Source organism: Streptomyces sp. NPDC014727, from assembly GCF_043083485.1.
GTDB lineage: Bacteria > Actinomycetota > Actinomycetes > Streptomycetales > Streptomycetaceae > Streptomyces.
Map to the genome: position 1 here is coordinate 1 of NZ_JBIBYR010000047.1, position 16,968 is coordinate 16,968.

The following is a 16,968-nucleotide window of genomic DNA, read 5'->3' on the forward strand; positions in this document are numbered from 1 at the left end:
GGGCCCGCGCGGTCGGGGGGGGCCTGGGCCCCCCCCCGGGCCCGCCCCCGGGCCCGGCTTGGGGGGGCCCCCCGCCCCCCTCGGGGGGGGGGGCCCCGGCCCTTCGCGTCCGCTCACTCCCGCATGCCGGCCAGCTCCACCGCCCGGCGCCGCAAGGAGAACCAGGCCGGGGTCATCGCCGAGACGACGGCGAGGACGGCGCAGGCGCCGACGGTCGCGCCGAGCGTCGACCACGGGACCTCGATGCTGGTCCACACCTTGAGGATGCCGAGGGCACTCCAGATCCCGAGCAGGTTGAGCGCGGCGACGAGGAGACCGAGCACCCCGCCGACCGCCACCACCATCAGCGCCTCCGCACCGACCAGCCGCAGCACCTGCCACTTGGTCGCCCCGGCCAGACGGAGCACCGCCAGGTCACGCACCCGGTCGGACGTCGCCATGACCAGGGTGTTGGCGAGGGCGATCCCCGTGTAGAGGAGAGCGATGCCGAGGACGAGCAGGAAGCCCAGACGGGTGGTCCGGTTGGTCTCCGGGTAACTCGCCCGCACCCACTGCTCCTCGGAGCGCACCTGCCCGCCGCCCGCGACGGCCGCGCGCAGCCCCGCGGCGACCGCGGTGGCGTCCGCGCCGCCCGCGACCGACACGTCGACCCGGTCGACACTCGCGCCCGGGGCGTTGCGCAAAGTGACGTAGACGCCGTTGTTGCCGGTGCCGGTGCGCATCACCGCCGCGATCCTCAGCGACTTCTTCGTGCCGTCCCCGAGCCAGACGTCGACGCGCTGTCCGACGGTGTGCCGCGCCCACTCCTCGTTGACGATGATCGAGTCGTCGCCGAGATCGGCGACCCGGCCCGACGCGATCGGTAGCCGCGTGGTCCTGGCGAGCATCGCCGGATCGGCCGCCCGCGCCTCGGACTTGACGAGCGCCACGCCGTCCTCCAGGACGTAGACGGCGCTCGCGGAGGTCGCGGACACCTCGGCGCCCTCGACCTTCCGCAGCCGTTCGACGGTGGCCGCGTCGAAGCCGGCGGGGCCCGCGGGAGACACCACGTAGTCGGCGGCGGCCTGGTCGCGGGTCTCGGTGGCCTTGGCCTCGTTGAGTGTCGCGGTCGCGCCGAGCAGGGAGCCCGCGAGGGCGACCGTGACCAGGACGGGGGCCGCGATGGCCGCGGTGCGACGGATGCCCGCCGCCGCGTTCTCGCGCACCAGCATCCCGCCCGCGCCCGGGAGTTGGGCCGGGAGCCAGGCGATGAGCCGGGTCAGCGGGCGCACCAGGACCGGCGCGAGCAGGGCGACCGCGGTGATCAGGAGCATCGGGCGGCTCACGTACGTCTTGCGGTGGAGCAGTTCGCCCGGTTCCGTGGACAGTGCCATGGCGAGCGTCACGACCGCGGCGAGCAGCAGGCCTCCGCCGAAGAGCCAGCGGCCCCAGGTCATCGTCCTGGTGTCCACGGACGCCTCGCGCAGCGCCTGGGCCGGGCCGGTCCTGCCCGCCCGCCACGACGCGGCGACCACTCCGCAGAGCGCCACCAGCAGGCCGGTCCAGAAGGCCATGTGGTACGGCCAGGTGTAGTCACCGATGGTGAACCAGCTCGGCGCCAGCTCACTGTCGACGACCCACCGGGCCAGCCGGGGGGCGCCGTACGAGCCGAGGACACAGCCTGCGGCCGACGCGAGGACACCGACGAGCAGCGCCTCGGCGAAGACCATCCGGCGGATCTGCCCGGGGGTCGCGCCCGCCGTGCGCAGCAGACCGAACTCGCGGCGCCGCTGGGCGACGGCGAACGCGAACGTCGAGGCCACCACGAAGACCGATACGAAGCCGGTGACACCGGCGGCCGTGCCGAACATGGCGTTCATCGCGACCAGGGCCTCGCTGTCGCGGTCCGGGTCGGCGTCCGCGAGCCTGCGGTCGTCGCCCGTCAGCACGCGCACGCCGGGGCTGTCCTGCGCCGCCCGGCGCACCGCGTCCGCGTCGGCATCGACCACCAGCTGGACGCTGTGCGGCGAGAGCCGGGCGGCCCGGGCATCGGTGAAGAAGAGCGCGTCCTCGAAGCCGAGCCCCGTCACGGTGCCCGTGACCCGCACGGTGCCGCGGTCCGTGGCGATGCGCTGCCCCACAGCGGCCCAGTCGCCGCCGGCGACGACCTCGTCGGCGGCCCGGGGCGCGCGCCCCTCGCTGATCCGGTACGGGGCGAAGGCGGCGGTGGACCAGGGATGACCCACCAGGTCACCCGGCCCGCCCTCGGCACGTACGGCGAAGGAGTGGTCCTCGACCACCCGGCCGAGCTCGCGCAGCTTCACCACGAGGGGGTCCGGCACGGCGCGCGGCTCGGCCAGCTTCTGGACCCGGTCGCCGATCCGGGTCGGCACCCGGAGCTCGTCCGCGCCCTTCACCACGACCGGCGCGGCGGCGAACCGCTCCGGCCCCCGGCCGGGCGCGTCGAGCGAGGAGGCGAGGGCCAGCCCCATGACGGCGATCAGCGCGACGCCGAGCGACAGCGCGACGAAGCTGCCGACGAAGGTGATCCAGCGGGTGCGCAGGGTCCGCAGGGCGATGCTCAGCACGGCACGGCCTCCAGCTTGGTCATGCGGGCGGCGATCTCTTCGGCGCTCGCCCCGATCAGCTCGCCGTTGACGCGCCCGTCGACGAGGAAGACGACGCGGTCCGCGTAGGCGGCGGCCACCGGATCGTGCGTGACCATGATGATCGTCTGCTGCTCCCGGCCGACCATGCCGCGGAGCAGGGCGAGCACCTCGCGGCTGGTCTGCGAGTCGAGCGCACCGGTCGGCTCGTCGCCGAAGAGCACTTCGGGGCGGGTGATCAGGGCCCGCGCCAGCGCCACGCGCTGCTGCTGGCCGCCGGACATCTCCGAGGGCCGGTGCCCGGCGCGCTCGTCGAGGCCGACCTGGTGCAGCACCTCACGGACCCGGGCCCGCGAGGGACGCCGCCCGGCCAGGCGCAGTGGCAGCGCCACGTTCTGCTCGGCGGTCAGCGAGGGCAGCAGGTTGAACGCCTGGAACACAAAGCCGATGCGGTCGCGGCGCAGCAGGGTCAGCTTGGTCTCGCTCAGCCCGGTCAGTTCGGTGCCGCCCACGGTGACCGAGCCCGAGGTGGGCCGGTCGAGCCCGGCCGCGCACTGCAACAGAGTCGACTTGCCCGAACCGGACGGGCCCATGACGGCGGTGAACGTGCCCTTGGGGAAGCCGAGAGAGACCTGGTCGAGGGCGGTCACCGCGCCGCCCCCCGACCCGTACTGCCTGCTCACGGAGCGCAACTTGATCGCGTCGTCAGTCATCTTTCCACTCATTCGGTGTCGGTCACCCGCACATCGGGCGGGACGGATGGTCGGGAGCGCGTCGGCCACCTTGCCCTGGCCGGGCCGTCGCCGGGCGGCCAGGAGGCGGTGCGCGGGGTGCAGGAGGCTGCGACGGCAGGAGGTTGCACGCGGCACGGGTCAGCCCGGCCCCGCGGGGCCCATGGCGTACCCGATCAGGACGAAGGCGGGCGCCCACACGGCACTGCTGACCAGGGACCAGCCCAGGTAGCGACGCAGCGGCATCCGGGTGGCCCCGCACAGAGCCGGCACGAGGGTGCGCAGGACGGCGGTGAAGCGGCCGACGAACACCGCCGCGCCGCCGCGCCGTTCGATCAGCCCCAGGGCCCGTTCGGTGTACCGCTGCCACCGGCCACCGTCCGGGATCCGGCTCAGGACCCGGGTTTTCCAGCGTCGTCCCACCGCGTAACCGATCAGGTTGCCCGCGACGGCTCCGGTGACCGCGGTCAGCAGAGCCGCCGCCACGGTCACCTGTCCGTGCCAGGCGAGGACCCCGCCCATCAGCACGGCGGTCTGCCCCGGCATCAGCGCACCCACCAGCGGTAGCGCCGCCTCCAGTGCGGGCAGGAGCAGCACCGCCGCCAGGACGCCGAGGCTTCCGTACACCAGCGTGTGCTCGGTCAGCCAAGCCACCATCGGGATGCCGCCTTCCTCGCAACTTCGATGGCTCAACGAAACCGCGTCGCGGGGGGCCGGCGCAGTGCGGCAGGACCGAGACCTGGGGTAGGGCCAGGCATACCCTCCGCGTTCGGTTCAGCTCGCCCCGGTGAACGTCCGGTTCCCGACGAGCGCGAGCCCTCCGGAGTCCAGGGCGGCCAGCCGGACCAGTTCGTGGAACCGGTAGTGGGGTTCACCCGCCGCGTCGATGCCCGACATCTCCAGGAGCGACTTCTCGACGAGGCGCTCGAGGAACTCCTCGGTCGCCGACTCGGACCTGCAGAGCAGCGGCGCGGCAGCCGACGCGGAGAAGACCGCGGGCCCGCAGGAGGCGAGTGCCCGGGTGAACTCCAGCTCATGAGGAGGCAGCAGACGCAGTGCGGAGCCGAGGCGGCCGCCGATGTCCAGATCGCCGACATGAAGTTCCGCCAGGCGCGTCACCGGCTGCGCGAGATTGCGGGCGAGGCGGGAGGCGGGCCAGTGCGGCCGCGCGGCGAGCCGGGTGGCGGCGGCCCGCAGCGCGAGCGGAAGCCCCCCGCAGGCGTCGACCAGGGCCCGGGAGGCCTGCGGCTCGGTGACGATGCGGGAGACCCCGGCGATCGCCGAGAGCAGGGCGAGCGACTCGCTGCCGTCCATGGGGTAGAGGGGGGTGGTGCGGAAGCCCGGCACCGCGCTCTGCCTGTTGCGGCTGGTGACGAGGACGGCGGCGTCCGCCGTGGCCGGGAGCAGCGGGTCGAGCTGGAGCTCGCTCGCCGCGTCGTCGAGGAAGAGGAGCAGCCTGCGCCCCGCGGTCCTCGTGCGGTAGAGGCGGATCAGTTCGTCGAGCTGGAGCCGGCTGCCGTCCGGGGAGAGAAGGGCCTCGGGCCGCTCACCGAGCGCTCGCAGCAGATGCGAGAGCACCTGTCCGGATTCCTTGACCGTGCCGTCGCGGTGGCGCAGCCGCGCGTGGAGCAGTCCGTCGGGGAACTCGGCCGCGACGGCGTGCGCCACCCGCACCGCGAGCGCGGTCTTGCCGACGCCCGCCATCCCGGAGATCAGCAGTCGCCGTGGCCGCGACCCGGCACGCCGATCCGCCGGGGTGTCGGTCAACTGCGCGCACAACTCGGTGAACTGGCTCTTCCGGCCGGTGAAGTCCGCGATGTCGGGCGGCAGCATGACCGGTGACATCGGCGCGACGGCGGAAGGGGGGCCGGAGTGCGGGGCCGAGGTGGGCAGGTGTGCCGGCTCCGGCAGCAGGCTCAACTCACCCGACAACACCGCCTGGTACTTGGCCGTCAGTTCGCTGCCCGGATCCACCCCGAGCTCCTCGGCGAGCACCTTGCGGCCCTCGTGGTACGTGCGCAGGGCCTCGGCCTGCCGCCCGCACCGGTACAACGCCGTCATCAGCTGGCCGCGCAGCCTCTCCCGCACCGGGAACTCGCCTACCAGACCGGTGAGTTCGGGGACGAGCCGCCGATGCCGCGCCAGTGCCAGATCGGCTTCGATGCGGTGCTCCACGGCGCTCATCCGCGCTTCCTCCAGCTGCGGCAGCTCCGCCTCGGCGAGATAGGGCGTCACATTCGCGAGCGCGGGACCCTGCCACAGGTCGAGCGCGCGCCGCAACAGCTCCTCCGCCTCCGCGAACCGCCGTTCCTCCAGGGCCTTGCGCCCCTGCCGGTCGAGCCGCTCGAACTCGACGGCGTCGACCGTCGCGCCCTCGGCGATCAGCTGATAGCCGGGCTGCCTGCGGACCAGTTCGACGCCGGGCCCGAGCAGCTTTCTGAGTCTCGATATGTAGGTGTAGATCTGGGCGTTCATGGTGACCGGCGGCTCCCACCCCCACAGCAGCGAGCTCAGCCGATCGTCTCCCACCACCCGGCCGCGCGCCAGAAGCAGCACGGCCAGCACGGTGTGTGCCTTCGATCCCGACAGTGCGATGCGACGTGTTCCCTCTCTTGCCTCGACCGGTCCCAGAAGCTGGAATTCCATGTGTGCCCCCCTTGTACGGCCGTGGCCGCCCTGTGCGGCCACAGCCGATCAGCACGCCGGAGCGTGAACTCCTGGCCATTGTTCGGCCAAGTTGTGGCGGAATTGAGCCTTCGGAAATGGCAACAGGCTGCGGTGGCAAGTCCTTGTCGCCGCCCCCGCTGGTCCGGCCGCCACCGCCGTGTACAGGGCCTCACCGGGGAAGGTAGGGGCGGCCCTACCCCGAACATGCCCACTGGACCGATGGTCCGGCCGGTTTCGCGCCTTCTAGGGTGACGCCATGCATGCTCGGAATGTGTGGCAGGCCATGACCGGGCCGGACTTCCTGCGTTCGGCCTGGCCCTGGCGGTCGGTGGCGTACCTGGTCACCGGCGTGGTGGCCGGTGCCGTCGCGCTGGTCTCGATCGTGACCGCGGCCGCGGTCGGCGGGGTACTCGCCGTCGTCCTGGTGGGTCTGCCGCTCCTCGTGCTCGCGGCGCTCGGCGGGATCCCGGTGGCGTCCGTGGAACGGCGCAGGCTGCGCCTCATCGACCTCGACACGGCCGCCGACCCGCACCGCACGCCGTCCGTGCCGGGTCTGTGGGGATGGCTGCGCACGCGGCTGCGGGAGCAGGTGACCTGGCGTGAACTCGGGTACGCGCTGCTGTTCGCGGTGGTGCTGTGGCCGCTCGACGCACTCGCCGTCATGGTGGCTCTGTTGTGCCCGGCGTCGATGGCCGCCACGCCGGTCCTGCTGGCGACCCTCGGGGACGGCCGGGAGACGAAGGTGCTCAAGCAGTGGACGGTCACCACCTGGCCGGCGGCGTTCGGTGTGGCCGTGCTCGGAGTGGTGCTGCTCGCGCTGGGCGCGTACCTCCTGGGGCTCGTGGCCGGGGCGCGTGCCGAGCTGACGCGCCTTCTGATCGCCCCGAGGGATGCCGGCCTGGGCGCCAAGGTCACCGAACTCGTACGTTCCCGGGTGCGGCTGGTGGACGCCTTCGAGACGGAGCGGCGCCGCATCGAACGCGATCTGCACGACGGGGCACAGCAGCGCCTGGTCGCGCTGACGATGACGCTCGGCCTGGCCCGCCTCGACGCGCCCCCGGGGCCACTGGCCGACCAGCTCGCCAAGGCCCATGACGAGGCGGGCCAGGCGCTCACGGAACTACGGGAACTCATCCACGGCATCCACCCCAGGGTGCTCACGGACTACGGCCTGGAGGCGGCGGTGGCGGACGCCGCCGACCGCTCGGCGATTCCGGTCGAGACGGCCCTGCGGGTCCCGGAGCGACTGCCCCAAGCGGTGGAGGCGGCGGCGTACTTCGTCGTGTCCGAGGCCCTGGCCAACGTCGCCAAGCACAGCGGGGCGAGCCGCGCCGAGGTGACCGGCGGGCACCGGGACGGACGGCTGGTCCTGGAGGTGCGCGACGACGGCCGGGGCGGTGCGAGCGAGGAGGGCGGCAGCGGCCTCACCGGACTCGCGGACCGGGTGTCGGTCCTTGATGGCAGACTTGTCCTGTCCAGCCCGCCGGGTGGGCCGACCCTGTTGCGTGTGGAGATTCCTTGCGACCCTTACGAGCGGACCGACCCCTCCGCGTAGTTCTGGCCGAAGACAGCGTGCTGCTGCGCGAGGGACTCATCGGTCTGCTGACCCGCTGCGGCCACGAGGTGGTCGCGGCGGTCGGGGACGCGCCGGGGCTGCTCACCGCGGTCGCCGAGCACCACCCGGACATCGTCGTGACCGACGTGCGGATGCCGCCCGGCTTCCAGGACGAGGGCCTGCACGCGGCGGTCCGACTGCGCGAGAAACAGCCGACGTTGCCCGTCCTGGTCCTGAGCCAATACGTGCAGCGGGCCTACGCGTCCGAGCTGCTCGACTCCGGCGACGGATCGGGCGTCGGCTATCTCCTCAAGGACCGTGTCGGCCAGGTCGAGGAGTTCGTGCACGCGCTGGCCGAGGTCGCCGACGGCGGGACCGTCGTCGACCCCGAGGTGGTACGCCAGTTGCTGCGCCGTCGCCGGGATCCGCTGGAGCGGCTGACGCCGCGTGAGCGGGAGGTCCTTGCCCTGGTCGCTCAGGGCAGGTCGAACGGCGCGATCGCCCGCGAGCTGGTCGTCTCCGAGGCGGCGGTCGGCAAGCACATCGGCAGCATCCTCACCAAGCTCGACCTGCCTCCGGCGGACGAGACGCACCGTCGGGTGCTCGCGGTGCTCGCTTTCCTGAGGGCCTGACACTTCCCCGGCCCTTCCCGGCCTTCCGCGGCGGCGCGGCAGGCCGATATAGCTCCGGCGCACATCCGTCGTATGCCCGTGGCGGAAGCTGGGCGCGCCCCGACGAACCCCCGTCGCGGTCGCCCCCACCCGCCCTGGAGGACATTCATGCGTCGGCACATCCCCGTCTCGCTGGCCGGCACGGCACTCGCCATGACCGTCGCTCTGCTGTCCGTGACCCCCGCCTCGGCCGCCCCCGCCGACAAGGACGCGGTGCTCGCTGCCGGTCCCGCCTCTGCGCCCCGCCCGGACTCCGCCGCGGCCGGGTGTGTGCGGCCGGGAGGCACCCTCTTCTCCTTATTTCCCACTCCTTTATGAATTTCTTATGTTTGATCCCGTGAGATTCGGGTCCGGAGGTTTGCGAGACTGGGGCGGTGAGAAGTTCAGCTCCCGCGCCGCGGGTCATCGCCGTCGTCGGTCCCACTGCGGCCGGAAAGTCCGATCTGGGGGTATTCCTTGCTCAGCGGCTCGACGGTGAGGTGGTCAACGCCGACTCCATGCAGCTCTACCGGGGCATGGACATCGGCACCGCGAAGCTGACGCCCGCCGAACGCGGTGACATTCCGCACCGGCTGCTGGACATCTGGGACGTCACCGAGACCGCCAGCGTCGCCGAGTACCAGCGGCTGGCCCGTGCCGAGATCGACAGGCTGCTCGCCGCGGGCCGCACCCCTGTCCTGGTCGGCGGCTCCGGCCTCTATGTGAAGGGCGCCATCGACGCCCTGGAGTTCCCCGGTACGGACCCCGACGTACGGGCCAGGCTGGAGGAGGAACTGCTGAAACGCGGCTCCGGGGTGCTGCACGCCCGCCTCGCCACCGCCGATCCCGAAGCGGGCCGGGCCATTCTGCCCAGCAACGGTCGCCGAATCGTCAGGGCCCTCGAAGTCATCGAGATCACCGGCAAGCCCTTCACCGCCAACCTCCCCGGTAACGATGCGGTGTACGACACCGTCCAGATCGGCGTCGACGTGGCCCGCCCCGAACTCGACGAACGCATCGCCCTGCGAGTCGACCGGATGTGGGCGGCCGGACTCGTGGACGAGGTGCGCGCCCTGGAGGGGCACGGCCTGCGCGAAGGACGCACCGCGTCCAGGGCGCTCGGCTACCAGCAGGTGCTGGCCGCGCTGGCCGGGGAATGCACCGAGGACGAGGCGCGCGCCGAGACCGTCCGCGCCACCAAACGATTCGCGCGCCGTCAGGACTCGTGGTTCCGTCGCGACCCGCGGGTCCACTGGCTGAACGGCGCGGCGGAGCACCGCGGGGAACTCCCGCGTCAGGCGCTGGCGTTGGTCGAACGGGCGGTTACAGCCTGATCACGTGATGGCATCGGGAAGCCCTGCCCGTCATTTCGGCGGCCGGGACCATGCCATCATCGAGCATCGATCGACCAGTGGAGTCCGAGTTGGGAGGGCGCGTGGCGATGGAGGCCGGCCCTCGCGACACGGAACAAGACGCACCAAAAACGCCGCACGAGGCGGTACGGCTGAGCCCCGACGGGCCCGACGAACCCGAGGCGACCCCCGAGGTCGAGGTCGAGTTGCGGCCCGCGCGGCGGCTGCGCATCTGGCAGCTCGCGCCGATCGTGATGCTCGCCGCCGTGGGTTCGCTGATGTTCGCGTTCCCGCTGGCCTTCGAGTTCGGCGACGGCGGGCCGGTCGTCGCCATGCTCGGCCTGCTGATCAGCTGCTGCGCCGCCGGCTGGGGGATGATGGCCGCCCGCCGCGTGGGCCACACCTGGCCCGGACTGCCGCAGCGGGGCTCGGGCGAGCGCTCCGACTGGCGCGTGATCGCCCTGTACGTCGTGGTGTGCGCCGCGCTGGTCTCCCTGGCCGTCTGGCGCGTGGCACGACTGCGCCACTGACGGACGGAGCGACCCCCGCCGCGCTGCCGTCCGGCCGCCGCGACGCTCCGTCTCCCACCCGCGTGCGCCGTCGCGCGGCCCGTTCTCGCCGACTGCCGGTGACTCCTCGTACAGTTGCCCTGTGAGCACATCCCGGATCGCCTTCCTCAAGGGCCACGGCACCGAGAACGACTTCGTGATCGTTCCCGACCCGGACAACGCCGTCGACCTGCCCGCCTCCGTCGTCGCGCGGCTGTGCGACCGCCGGGCCGGTATCGGCGGTGACGGACTGCTGCACGTCGTGCGGTCCGCCGCGCACCCGGAGGCGCGGGCCGTGGCGGGCGAGGCCGAGTGGTTCATGGACTATCGCAACGCCGACGGTTCGATCGCCGAGATGTGCGGCAACGGCGTACGTGTCTTCGCCCGCTTTCTGCAGCGCGCCGGGTACGTCGAGGAGGGCGATCTCGCCGTCGCGACCCGCGGCGGCGTGAAGAAGGTGCACATCGCCAAGGGCGGCGACGTCACGGTCTCCATGGGCCGCGCCACCCTCCCCGAGGACGGCGTCACGGTCAGCCTGGACGGCCGCAGCTGGGGCGCCCGCAACGTGAACATGGGCAATCCGCACGCGGTCGCCTTCGTGGACGACCTGGCGCACGCCGGTGATCTGCTCGCCGTACCGCCCTACAGCCCCGCGGCCGTCTACCCCGACGGCGTCAACATCGAGTTCGTCGTGGACCGCGGACCGCGCCATGTCGCGATGCGGGTCCATGAGCGCGGCTCCGGCGAGACCCGCTCCTGCGGGACGGGCGCCTGCGCCGTGGCCGTCGCCGCGGCCCGCCGGGACGGCGCCGACCCCGCGGAGACCGGCACCCCGGTCACATACACGGTCGACGTGCCCGGCGGCACGCTCGTGATCACCGAGCGGCCGGACGGCGAGATCGAGATGACCGGAGCCGCCGAGATCGTCGCCGAAGGCCTGATCGACCCGGCCTGGCTCGAAACGCTGAGCGGCTAGACCTTCGCTCGAATGGGTGATCCGTTTCACGCTGAGCGAGAGCCGGACTCCGCCACGTGGTGGGCTCGGTAGCATCAAGCACCGGCCCGGAGGAGCGACCGCACCTCCCCACCGCCGGTCGACGCTGCCGGAGGTGCCCCATGAGCGCAGAGGCCACCAACCCAGATGTGCCCGTCCGCAGGCGGGGCCGTCCCCGGATCGATCTCCGCAGGCTCGGCCGCGTCGCGCTGCTCGGCCCCGTCTCCCGTGACCGGCTGCCCGACGCGATCGGCCATGTCGCCGAGGCCCACCGGGCCCACCACCCCGACGCCGACCTCTCCGTCCTGCACAGGGCCTACGTGCTCGCGGAGTCCTCGCACCGCGGACAGATGCGCAAGAGCGGCGAGCCGTACATCACGCACCCGCTCGCCGTCACGCTGATCCTCGCCGAGCTCGGCGCCGAGACCACGACGCTCACCGCCTCCCTGCTCCACGACACGGTCGAGGACACCGACGTGACCCTCGATCAGGTGCGGGAACAGTTCGGCAAAGAGGTCTGCTACCTCGTCGACGGCGTCACCAAACTCGAAAAGGTCGACTACGGAGCGGCGGCCGAACCCGAGACCTTCCGCAAGATGCTCGTCGCCACCGGGGACGACGTCCGGGTGATGTCGATCAAGCTCGCCGACCGGCTGCACAACATGCGCACCCTCGGCGTGATGCGCCCCGAGAAACAGGTCAGGATCGCCAAGGTCACCCGTGACGTGCTGATCCCGCTGGCCGAACGGCTCGGCGTACAGGCCCTCAAGACCGAGCTGGAGGACCTCGTCTTCGCGATCCTCCGCCCCGAGGAGTACGAACACACCCGCGCACTGATCGCCGCCGCGTCGGCGCGGCCGGACGCCTCCTCCGCCGCGGCCGTCCGGGACCCGCTCGCGGCCGTCGCCGAGAGCGTGGCGACGGTGCTGCGGGAGGCGGACATCCCCGCGGAAGTCCTCATCAGGCCACGCCACTTCGTCTCCGTGCACCGAGTCAGGATCAAACGCGGCGAACTGCGCGGCACCGACTTCGGCCGACTGCTGGTGCTCGTCGGTGACGACGCCGACTGCTACGCCGTGCTCGGCGAACTGCACACCTGTTTCACCCCGGTCATCTCCGAGTTCAAGGACTTCATCGCCGCACCCAAGTTCAACCTGTACCAGTCACTGCACACCGCGGTCGTGGGCCCCGACGGGGCGGTCGCCGAAGTACTCATCCGTACGCACCGGATGCACAAGGTCGCCGAGGCGGGTGTCATCGCCCTCGGCAACCCGTACGCCGCGGACAGCGGCTCCGGCACCCAGCCCGTCGAGCCCGCGGACGGGGAGCGCGCCGACCCGACCCGGCCCGGCTGGCTCTCCAGGCTCCTCCAGTGGCAGCAGTGCGCCCCGGACCCCGACACCTTCTGGACCACGCTCCGCGCCGACCTCGCCCAGGACCGCGAGATCACGGTCTTCCGCACGGACGGCGGCACGCTCGGGCTGCCCGCCGGAGCCAGCTGCGTCGACGCCGCCTACGCGCAGTACGGCGACGAGGCGCACAGCTGCATCGGCGCCCGGGTCAACGGCCGGCTCGCCACCCTCGGCACCGTGCTGAGCGACGGCGACACCGTGCAACCGCTGCTCGCCGAGGACTCCGCCTCCGGCCCGTCGCCCGACTGGCTCGACCACGCCCGCACCCCCGGCGCCCGCATCGCCATCACCGGCTGGCTGGACGCCCACCCCGAGGACACCCGGGGCCCGCACAGCAGCAGTACCGCGGAGCCCAGGTCCGAGCCGCAGCCCCAGGAAACCGGTGGCCCCGGGGGCGACGGGGCCGAGCCCCGTACCGCGAGCGCCGTGGTGGACCGGCCGGACGCCGACGTACGACTCGCGGGCTGCTGCACGCCCGCACCCCCCGACGCCGTCACCGGATTCGTCGTGCGCGGCGGAGCCGTCACCGTGCACCGGCTGGAGTGCTCCGCGGTCTCCCGGATGCGGTCCGTCGGCCGGGTGCCGGTCGGGGTGAGCTGGGAAGACACGGTCGGCTGTCGCGTCACCCTGGTCGCCGAGTCCTTCGGACGGGCCCGGCTGCTCGCCGATCTCACCGAGGCGATCGCGACGGCGGACGCGGCGATCATCTCCGCCACCGTCGAACCACCCAGCGAACAGCGCGTCCGGCACACCTACACCTTGCAGCTCGCCGACGCCGCCGGACTTCCGGCGCTGATCCGCGCGATGCGCGACGTACCGGGCGTCTACGACGTGAGCCGCGCGCAGCACCCCGCCGCCGTCTGACGCCCACGCCGTCCGGCCCCGCCGCGCAGCCGTCCGTCGGGACGATCTCGTTCGAGTGGCGCGGCGCGCGCCGCGCCTGCTCGGGCGGGAGTCGCTGGTAGCGGTAGGTCATGCCGTTCATCTCCCGCCGTCTGCGGGCCGCTCTGCTGGCCACTGCATCGGCCACCCTCGTCGCCGCCGCCCTCCCCTCACCCGTGCCGCTCGGTATCGGCGATCCGCTCTTCCCGCACCTCGGCAACCCCGGGTACGACGTCCTCTCGTACGACATCGGGCTCACCTACCGCGGCAGCAACAGCAAACCGCTGGACGCCGTCACCACGATCGACGCGCGGACCACCGAGCAGCTGGACCGGATCAACCTCGACTTCACCCACGGCAAGGTCCGCGAGGTCGAGGTCAACGGTCTGCGGGCCGACTTCGCGACGGCCGACGAGGATCTGGTCATCCGGCCCCCCGGCCCGCTCCCCGCCGGAGTACCGCTGCACATCACCGTCCGGCACACCAGTGACCCGAGCGGGAAGAAGGAGAGCGGCGGCTGGGTGCGTACCGCCGACGGTCTGGCCATGGCCAATCAGGCGGACGCCGCGCACCGCGTCTTCCCCAGCAACGACCACCCCGCCGACAAGGCGTACTTCACCTTCCGGATCACCGCCCCCAAGGATTTCACGGTGGTGGCCAACGGCCTGCCCACCGGCACGGCCCGGCACGGTGCCGAGACCACCTGGTCCTACCGGACCGAACACCCCATGGCCACCGAACTGGCCCAGGTCACCATCGGCCGCTCCACCGTCCTGCGACGGACCGGGCCGCACGGTCTGCCGGTCCGTGACGTGGTGCCGAGCGCCGACCGGAAGCGCCTGGAGCACTGGCTCGGCAAGACGCCCGCCCAGCTGGACTGGATGGAGCGGCAGGTCGGCCGCTACCCCTTCGAGACGTACGGACTGCTGGTCGCGGACACCGAAACCGGCTTCGAGCTGGAGACCCAGACGCTCGCGCTCTTCGAACGGTCCCTGTTCACCCAGACCGCCTACCCGGAGTGGTACGTCGACTCGATCATGGTGCACGAACTGGCACACCAGTGGTTCGGCGACAGCGTATCGCCGCGTGCCTGGTCCGACCTCTGGCTCAACGAGGGACACGCCACCTGGTACGAGGCCCGTTACGCCGAGGAGCACGCCGGCAAGAAGCTGGAGAGCCGCATGCATGAGGCCTACACCAGGTCCGACGACTGGCGCGCCGCGGGCGGCCCGCCGGCCCGCCCCGACACTCCTGCGCCCGGACAGAAGCTCAGCCTGTTCCGGCCGGTGGTGTACGACGGCAGCGCGCTGGTCCTCTACGCGCTGCACCAGGAGATCGGTGAGAAAGCGTTCGACCTGCTGGAGCGGAGCTGGGTGAAAAAACACCGGGACTCCAACGCCGCCACCGCGGACTTCGTCCGGCTGGCCTCGCAGACAGCCGGCCGCGACCTCACCAAGTTCTTCGACGACTGGCTGTACGGCAGGAAGACCCCGCCGATGCCGGGGCACCCGGACTGGCACAGTGCCGAGCCCACCGGACAGCGGTAAACCAGGGTGACGGGCGCGGCGGACCATGCCACTATCGACGAGTCGCCGCGGCGGCCGGATCGGTGATTCCCGACAGTGGGAATCATCGGGAGAGGTCACGCGTTGTGACTGATGTAACGGACTTTCATCGACGTAAGGATCCAATGACCTCCTCTTCTTCCCTTCCCCAGGACGCGCAGCACGCGCAGAGCGCTACGGAGAATGTCACCGAGAGCCTCACCGAGAGCCTTCGGGCCGACGCCCTGATGGAAGAGGACGTCGCCTGGAGCCACGAGATCGACGGAGAGCGGGACGGCGAGCAGTTCGACCGTTCCGAGCGTGCCGCGTTGCGGCGAGTGGCGGGCCTCTCCACAGAGCTCGAGGACGTCACCGAGGTCGAGTACCGACAGCTGCGCCTGGAGCGTGTGGTGCTGGTCGGTGTCTGGACATCGGGGACCGTGCAGGACGCGGAGAATTCCCTCGCGGAGCTGGCCGCACTTGCGGAGACAGCAGGTGCGCAGGTGCTCGACGCCGTCTTCCAGCGCCGCGACAAGCCCGACCCGGCCACCTACATCGGCTCGGGCAAGGCACTGGAGCTGCGCGACATCGTCCTCGAATCCGGGGCCGACACCGTCGTCTGCGACGGTGAGCTGAGCCCCGGCCAGCTGATCCATCTGGAAGACGTCGTCAAGGTCAAGGTGGTCGACCGGACCGCTCTGATCCTCGACATCTTCGCCCAGCACGCCAAGTCCCGGGAGGGCAAGGCGCAGGTCTCGCTGGCACAGATGCAGTACATGCTGCCGCGGCTGCGCGGCTGGGGCCAGTCGCTCTCCCGTCAGATGGGCGGCGGCGGTTCCAGTGGCGGTGGCGGCATGGCCACCCGTGGCCCCGGTGAGACCAAGATCGAGACGGACCGGCGTCGGATCCGCGAGAAGATGGCGAAGATGCGCCGGGAGATCGCGGAGATGAAGACCGGCCGCGAGATCAAGCGCCAGGAGCGCAAGCGCAACAGGGTGCCGTCGGTCGCCATCGCCGGCTACACCAACGCGGGCAAGTCCTCGCTGCTCAACCGCCTGACCGGGGCCGGTGTCCTGGTGGAGAACGCGCTGTTCGCCACGCTGGACCCGACCGTGCGCCGGGCCGAGACGCCGAGCGGCCGGATCTACACCCTGGCCGACACCGTCGGGTTCGTACGGCATCTGCCGCACCACCTCGTCGAGGCGTTCCGCTCCACCATGGAGGAGGTCGGTGAATCCGACCTGATCCTGCATGTGGTGGACGGCTCCCACCCGGTGCCGGAGGAACAGCTCGCCGCGGTGCGCGAGGTGATCCGCGAAGTGGGTGCGGTGGACGTACCCGAGGTCGTGGTCATCAACAAGGCGGACGCGGCCGATCCACTGGTGCTGCAGCGGCTGCTGCGCATCGAGAGGCACGCGATCGCGGTCTCGGCACGCACCGGTGTCGGCATCGACGAGCTGCTGGCGCTCATCGACAGCGAACTGCCCCGGCCGTCGGTCGAGATCGAGGCGCTCGTGCCCTACACCCGGGGCGGGCTCGTTTCCCGGGTGCATGCCGAGGGCGAGGTGATCTCCGAGGAGCACACGTCGGAGGGCACCCTGCTCAAGGCACGGGTCCATGAGGAACTGGCAGCCGACCTCTCCGCGTACGTGCCCGTGGCGCACTGACCGCGACACGGCACGGCTCGGTACGGACCGAAGGCCCGCTCCCTCGTTCGGAGCGGGCCTTCGGGCGTCCTTCGTGCGGGTGGCCGTCAGTGGCCGCCGAGCTTCTCGCTCATCATGGTGAAGACGTCCTGCGCGCCCTTGACCAGGTGCGGACCAGCGAGCCGGCCCGAAGTCCCCGGTCCGATGGAGGTGTTCGAGACGAGGACGACTTGCCGTCAGCCCTTGCTGAACCATCCGCCGCCGGACGAGCCGCCCGTCATGGTGCAGCCGATGTGGTACATGGTGGCCGGACCCAGGGCCGCCGTGAATGCAGGCCCACCCTATGACGGGGTGGACCATGCTCCTCGCCACGGAGGAACGGGTCGCGGGCGGCCCATGGCC

The 16,968-nt window shown here is 71.9% G+C and carries 13 protein-coding genes and 1 pseudogene; 9 read left to right on the forward strand and 5 right to left on the reverse strand.

What is annotated here, in order from left to right; all coding sequences use genetic code 11:
• Window positions 1–113 precede the first annotated feature (113 nt).
• From ACF1B9_RS36260 to ACF1B9_RS36275, 4 genes are all read right to left on the reverse strand, one after another.
• Window positions 114–2,567 carry an FtsX-like permease family protein gene (locus tag ACF1B9_RS36260; RefSeq protein WP_391744664.1) on the reverse strand — a complete coding sequence of 818 codons (2,454 nt, stop codon included), beginning with the start codon at window positions 2,565–2,567 and terminating at the stop codon, window positions 114–116.
• Complete coding sequence (locus tag ACF1B9_RS36265) at window positions 2,561–3,298, reverse strand: ABC transporter ATP-binding protein (RefSeq protein ID WP_391744663.1); 738 nt, start codon at window positions 3,296–3,298, stop codon at window positions 2,561–2,563. The genes ACF1B9_RS36260 and ACF1B9_RS36265 overlap by 7 nt, the downstream gene beginning before the upstream one ends.
• A gap of 159 nt (window positions 3,299–3,457) precedes the next feature.
• Window positions 3,458–3,973, reverse strand: coding sequence for a DedA family protein (locus ACF1B9_RS36270; RefSeq protein ID WP_391744662.1), 516 nt, complete (start codon window positions 3,971–3,973; stop codon window positions 3,458–3,460).
• Between the two features lie 117 nt (window positions 3,974–4,090).
• Window positions 4,091–5,962: a BTAD domain-containing putative transcriptional regulator gene (locus ACF1B9_RS36275; protein ID WP_391744661.1), complete on the reverse strand. Its 1,872-nt coding sequence runs from the start codon at window positions 5,960–5,962 to the stop codon at window positions 4,091–4,093.
• Between the two features lie 277 nt (window positions 5,963–6,239).
• Here ACF1B9_RS36275 and ACF1B9_RS36280 point away from each other — a divergent pair, with 277 nt between their 5' ends.
• From ACF1B9_RS36280 to hflX, 9 genes are all read left to right on the forward strand, one after another.
• Entirely contained in the window at window positions 6,240–7,538 is a 1,299-nt protein-coding gene (locus ACF1B9_RS36280; protein ID WP_391744659.1) for a sensor histidine kinase, read from the forward strand.
• 17 nt (window positions 7,539–7,555) lie between these two features.
• A complete protein-coding gene (locus ACF1B9_RS36285) occupies window positions 7,556–8,170 on the forward strand; it encodes a LuxR C-terminal-related transcriptional regulator (RefSeq protein ID WP_391744657.1) in 615 nt (204 codons plus the stop codon).
• 147 nt (window positions 8,171–8,317) lie between these two features.
• Window positions 8,318–8,527 carry a hypothetical protein gene (locus ACF1B9_RS36290; RefSeq protein WP_391795973.1) on the forward strand — a complete coding sequence of 70 codons (210 nt, stop codon included), beginning with the start codon at window positions 8,318–8,320 and terminating at the stop codon, window positions 8,525–8,527.
• 56 nt (window positions 8,528–8,583) lie between these two features.
• Window positions 8,584–9,522: a tRNA (adenosine(37)-N6)-dimethylallyltransferase MiaA gene (gene miaA / locus ACF1B9_RS36295; protein ID WP_391744655.1), complete on the forward strand. Its 939-nt coding sequence runs from the start codon at window positions 8,584–8,586 to the stop codon at window positions 9,520–9,522.
• 107 nt (window positions 9,523–9,629) lie between these two features.
• Window positions 9,630–10,070, forward strand: a complete 441-nt coding sequence (locus ACF1B9_RS36300) for a hypothetical protein (RefSeq protein ID WP_391744779.1) — start codon at window positions 9,630–9,632, stop codon at window positions 10,068–10,070.
• 121 nt (window positions 10,071–10,191) lie between these two features.
• The gene (dapF, locus tag ACF1B9_RS36305; RefSeq protein WP_391744654.1) at window positions 10,192–11,064 is read left to right on the forward strand and encodes a diaminopimelate epimerase; all 873 of its coding nucleotides are present in this window, start codon (window positions 10,192–10,194) and stop codon (window positions 11,062–11,064) included.
• Between the two features lie 140 nt (window positions 11,065–11,204).
• Window positions 11,205–13,358: a RelA/SpoT family protein gene (locus ACF1B9_RS36310; protein ID WP_391744653.1), complete on the forward strand. Its 2,154-nt coding sequence runs from the start codon at window positions 11,205–11,207 to the stop codon at window positions 13,356–13,358.
• Window positions 13,359–13,468: 110 nt separating this feature from the next.
• A complete protein-coding gene (locus ACF1B9_RS36315) occupies window positions 13,469–14,923 on the forward strand; it encodes a M1 family metallopeptidase (protein WP_391744652.1) in 1,455 nt (484 codons plus the stop codon).
• Between the two features lie 143 nt (window positions 14,924–15,066).
• A complete protein-coding gene (gene hflX / locus ACF1B9_RS36320; RefSeq protein WP_376218073.1) occupies window positions 15,067–16,587 on the forward strand; it encodes a GTPase HflX in 1,521 nt (506 codons plus the stop codon).
• 86 nt (window positions 16,588–16,673) lie between these two features.
• Here hflX and ACF1B9_RS36325 read toward each other — a convergent pair.
• Window positions 16,674–16,886: pseudogene (locus ACF1B9_RS36325) on the reverse strand (hypothetical protein); the annotation flags it as partial.
• Window positions 16,887–16,968: the final 82 nt, after the last annotated feature.

Excerpts from the sequence above, each read along its gene's own strand:
- ACF1B9_RS36265 (WP_391744663.1), bottom strand. The coding sequence starts at position 3,298 with ATGACTGACGACGCGATCAAGTTGCGCTCCGTGAGCAGGCAGTACGGG.
- ACF1B9_RS36270 (WP_391744662.1), bottom strand. The coding sequence starts at position 3,973 with ATGGTGGCTTGGCTGACCGAGCACACGCTGGTGTACGGAAGCCTCGGC.
- ACF1B9_RS36275 (WP_391744661.1), bottom strand. The coding sequence starts at position 5,962 with ATGGAATTCCAGCTTCTGGGACCGGTCGAGGCAAGAGAGGGAACACGT.
- ACF1B9_RS36280 (WP_391744659.1), top strand. The coding sequence starts at position 6,240 with ATGCATGCTCGGAATGTGTGGCAGGCCATGACCGGGCCGGACTTCCTG.
- ACF1B9_RS36290 (WP_391795973.1), top strand. The coding sequence starts at position 8,318 with ATGCGTCGGCACATCCCCGTCTCGCTGGCCGGCACGGCACTCGCCATG.
- ACF1B9_RS36300 (WP_391744779.1), top strand. The coding sequence starts at position 9,630 with ATGGAGGCCGGCCCTCGCGACACGGAACAAGACGCACCAAAAACGCCG.
- ACF1B9_RS36310 (WP_391744653.1), top strand. The coding sequence starts at position 11,205 with ATGAGCGCAGAGGCCACCAACCCAGATGTGCCCGTCCGCAGGCGGGGC.
- ACF1B9_RS36315 (WP_391744652.1), top strand. The coding sequence starts at position 13,469 with ATGCCGTTCATCTCCCGCCGTCTGCGGGCCGCTCTGCTGGCCACTGCA.
- hflX (WP_376218073.1), top strand. The coding sequence starts at position 15,067 with ATGACCTCCTCTTCTTCCCTTCCCCAGGACGCGCAGCACGCGCAGAGC.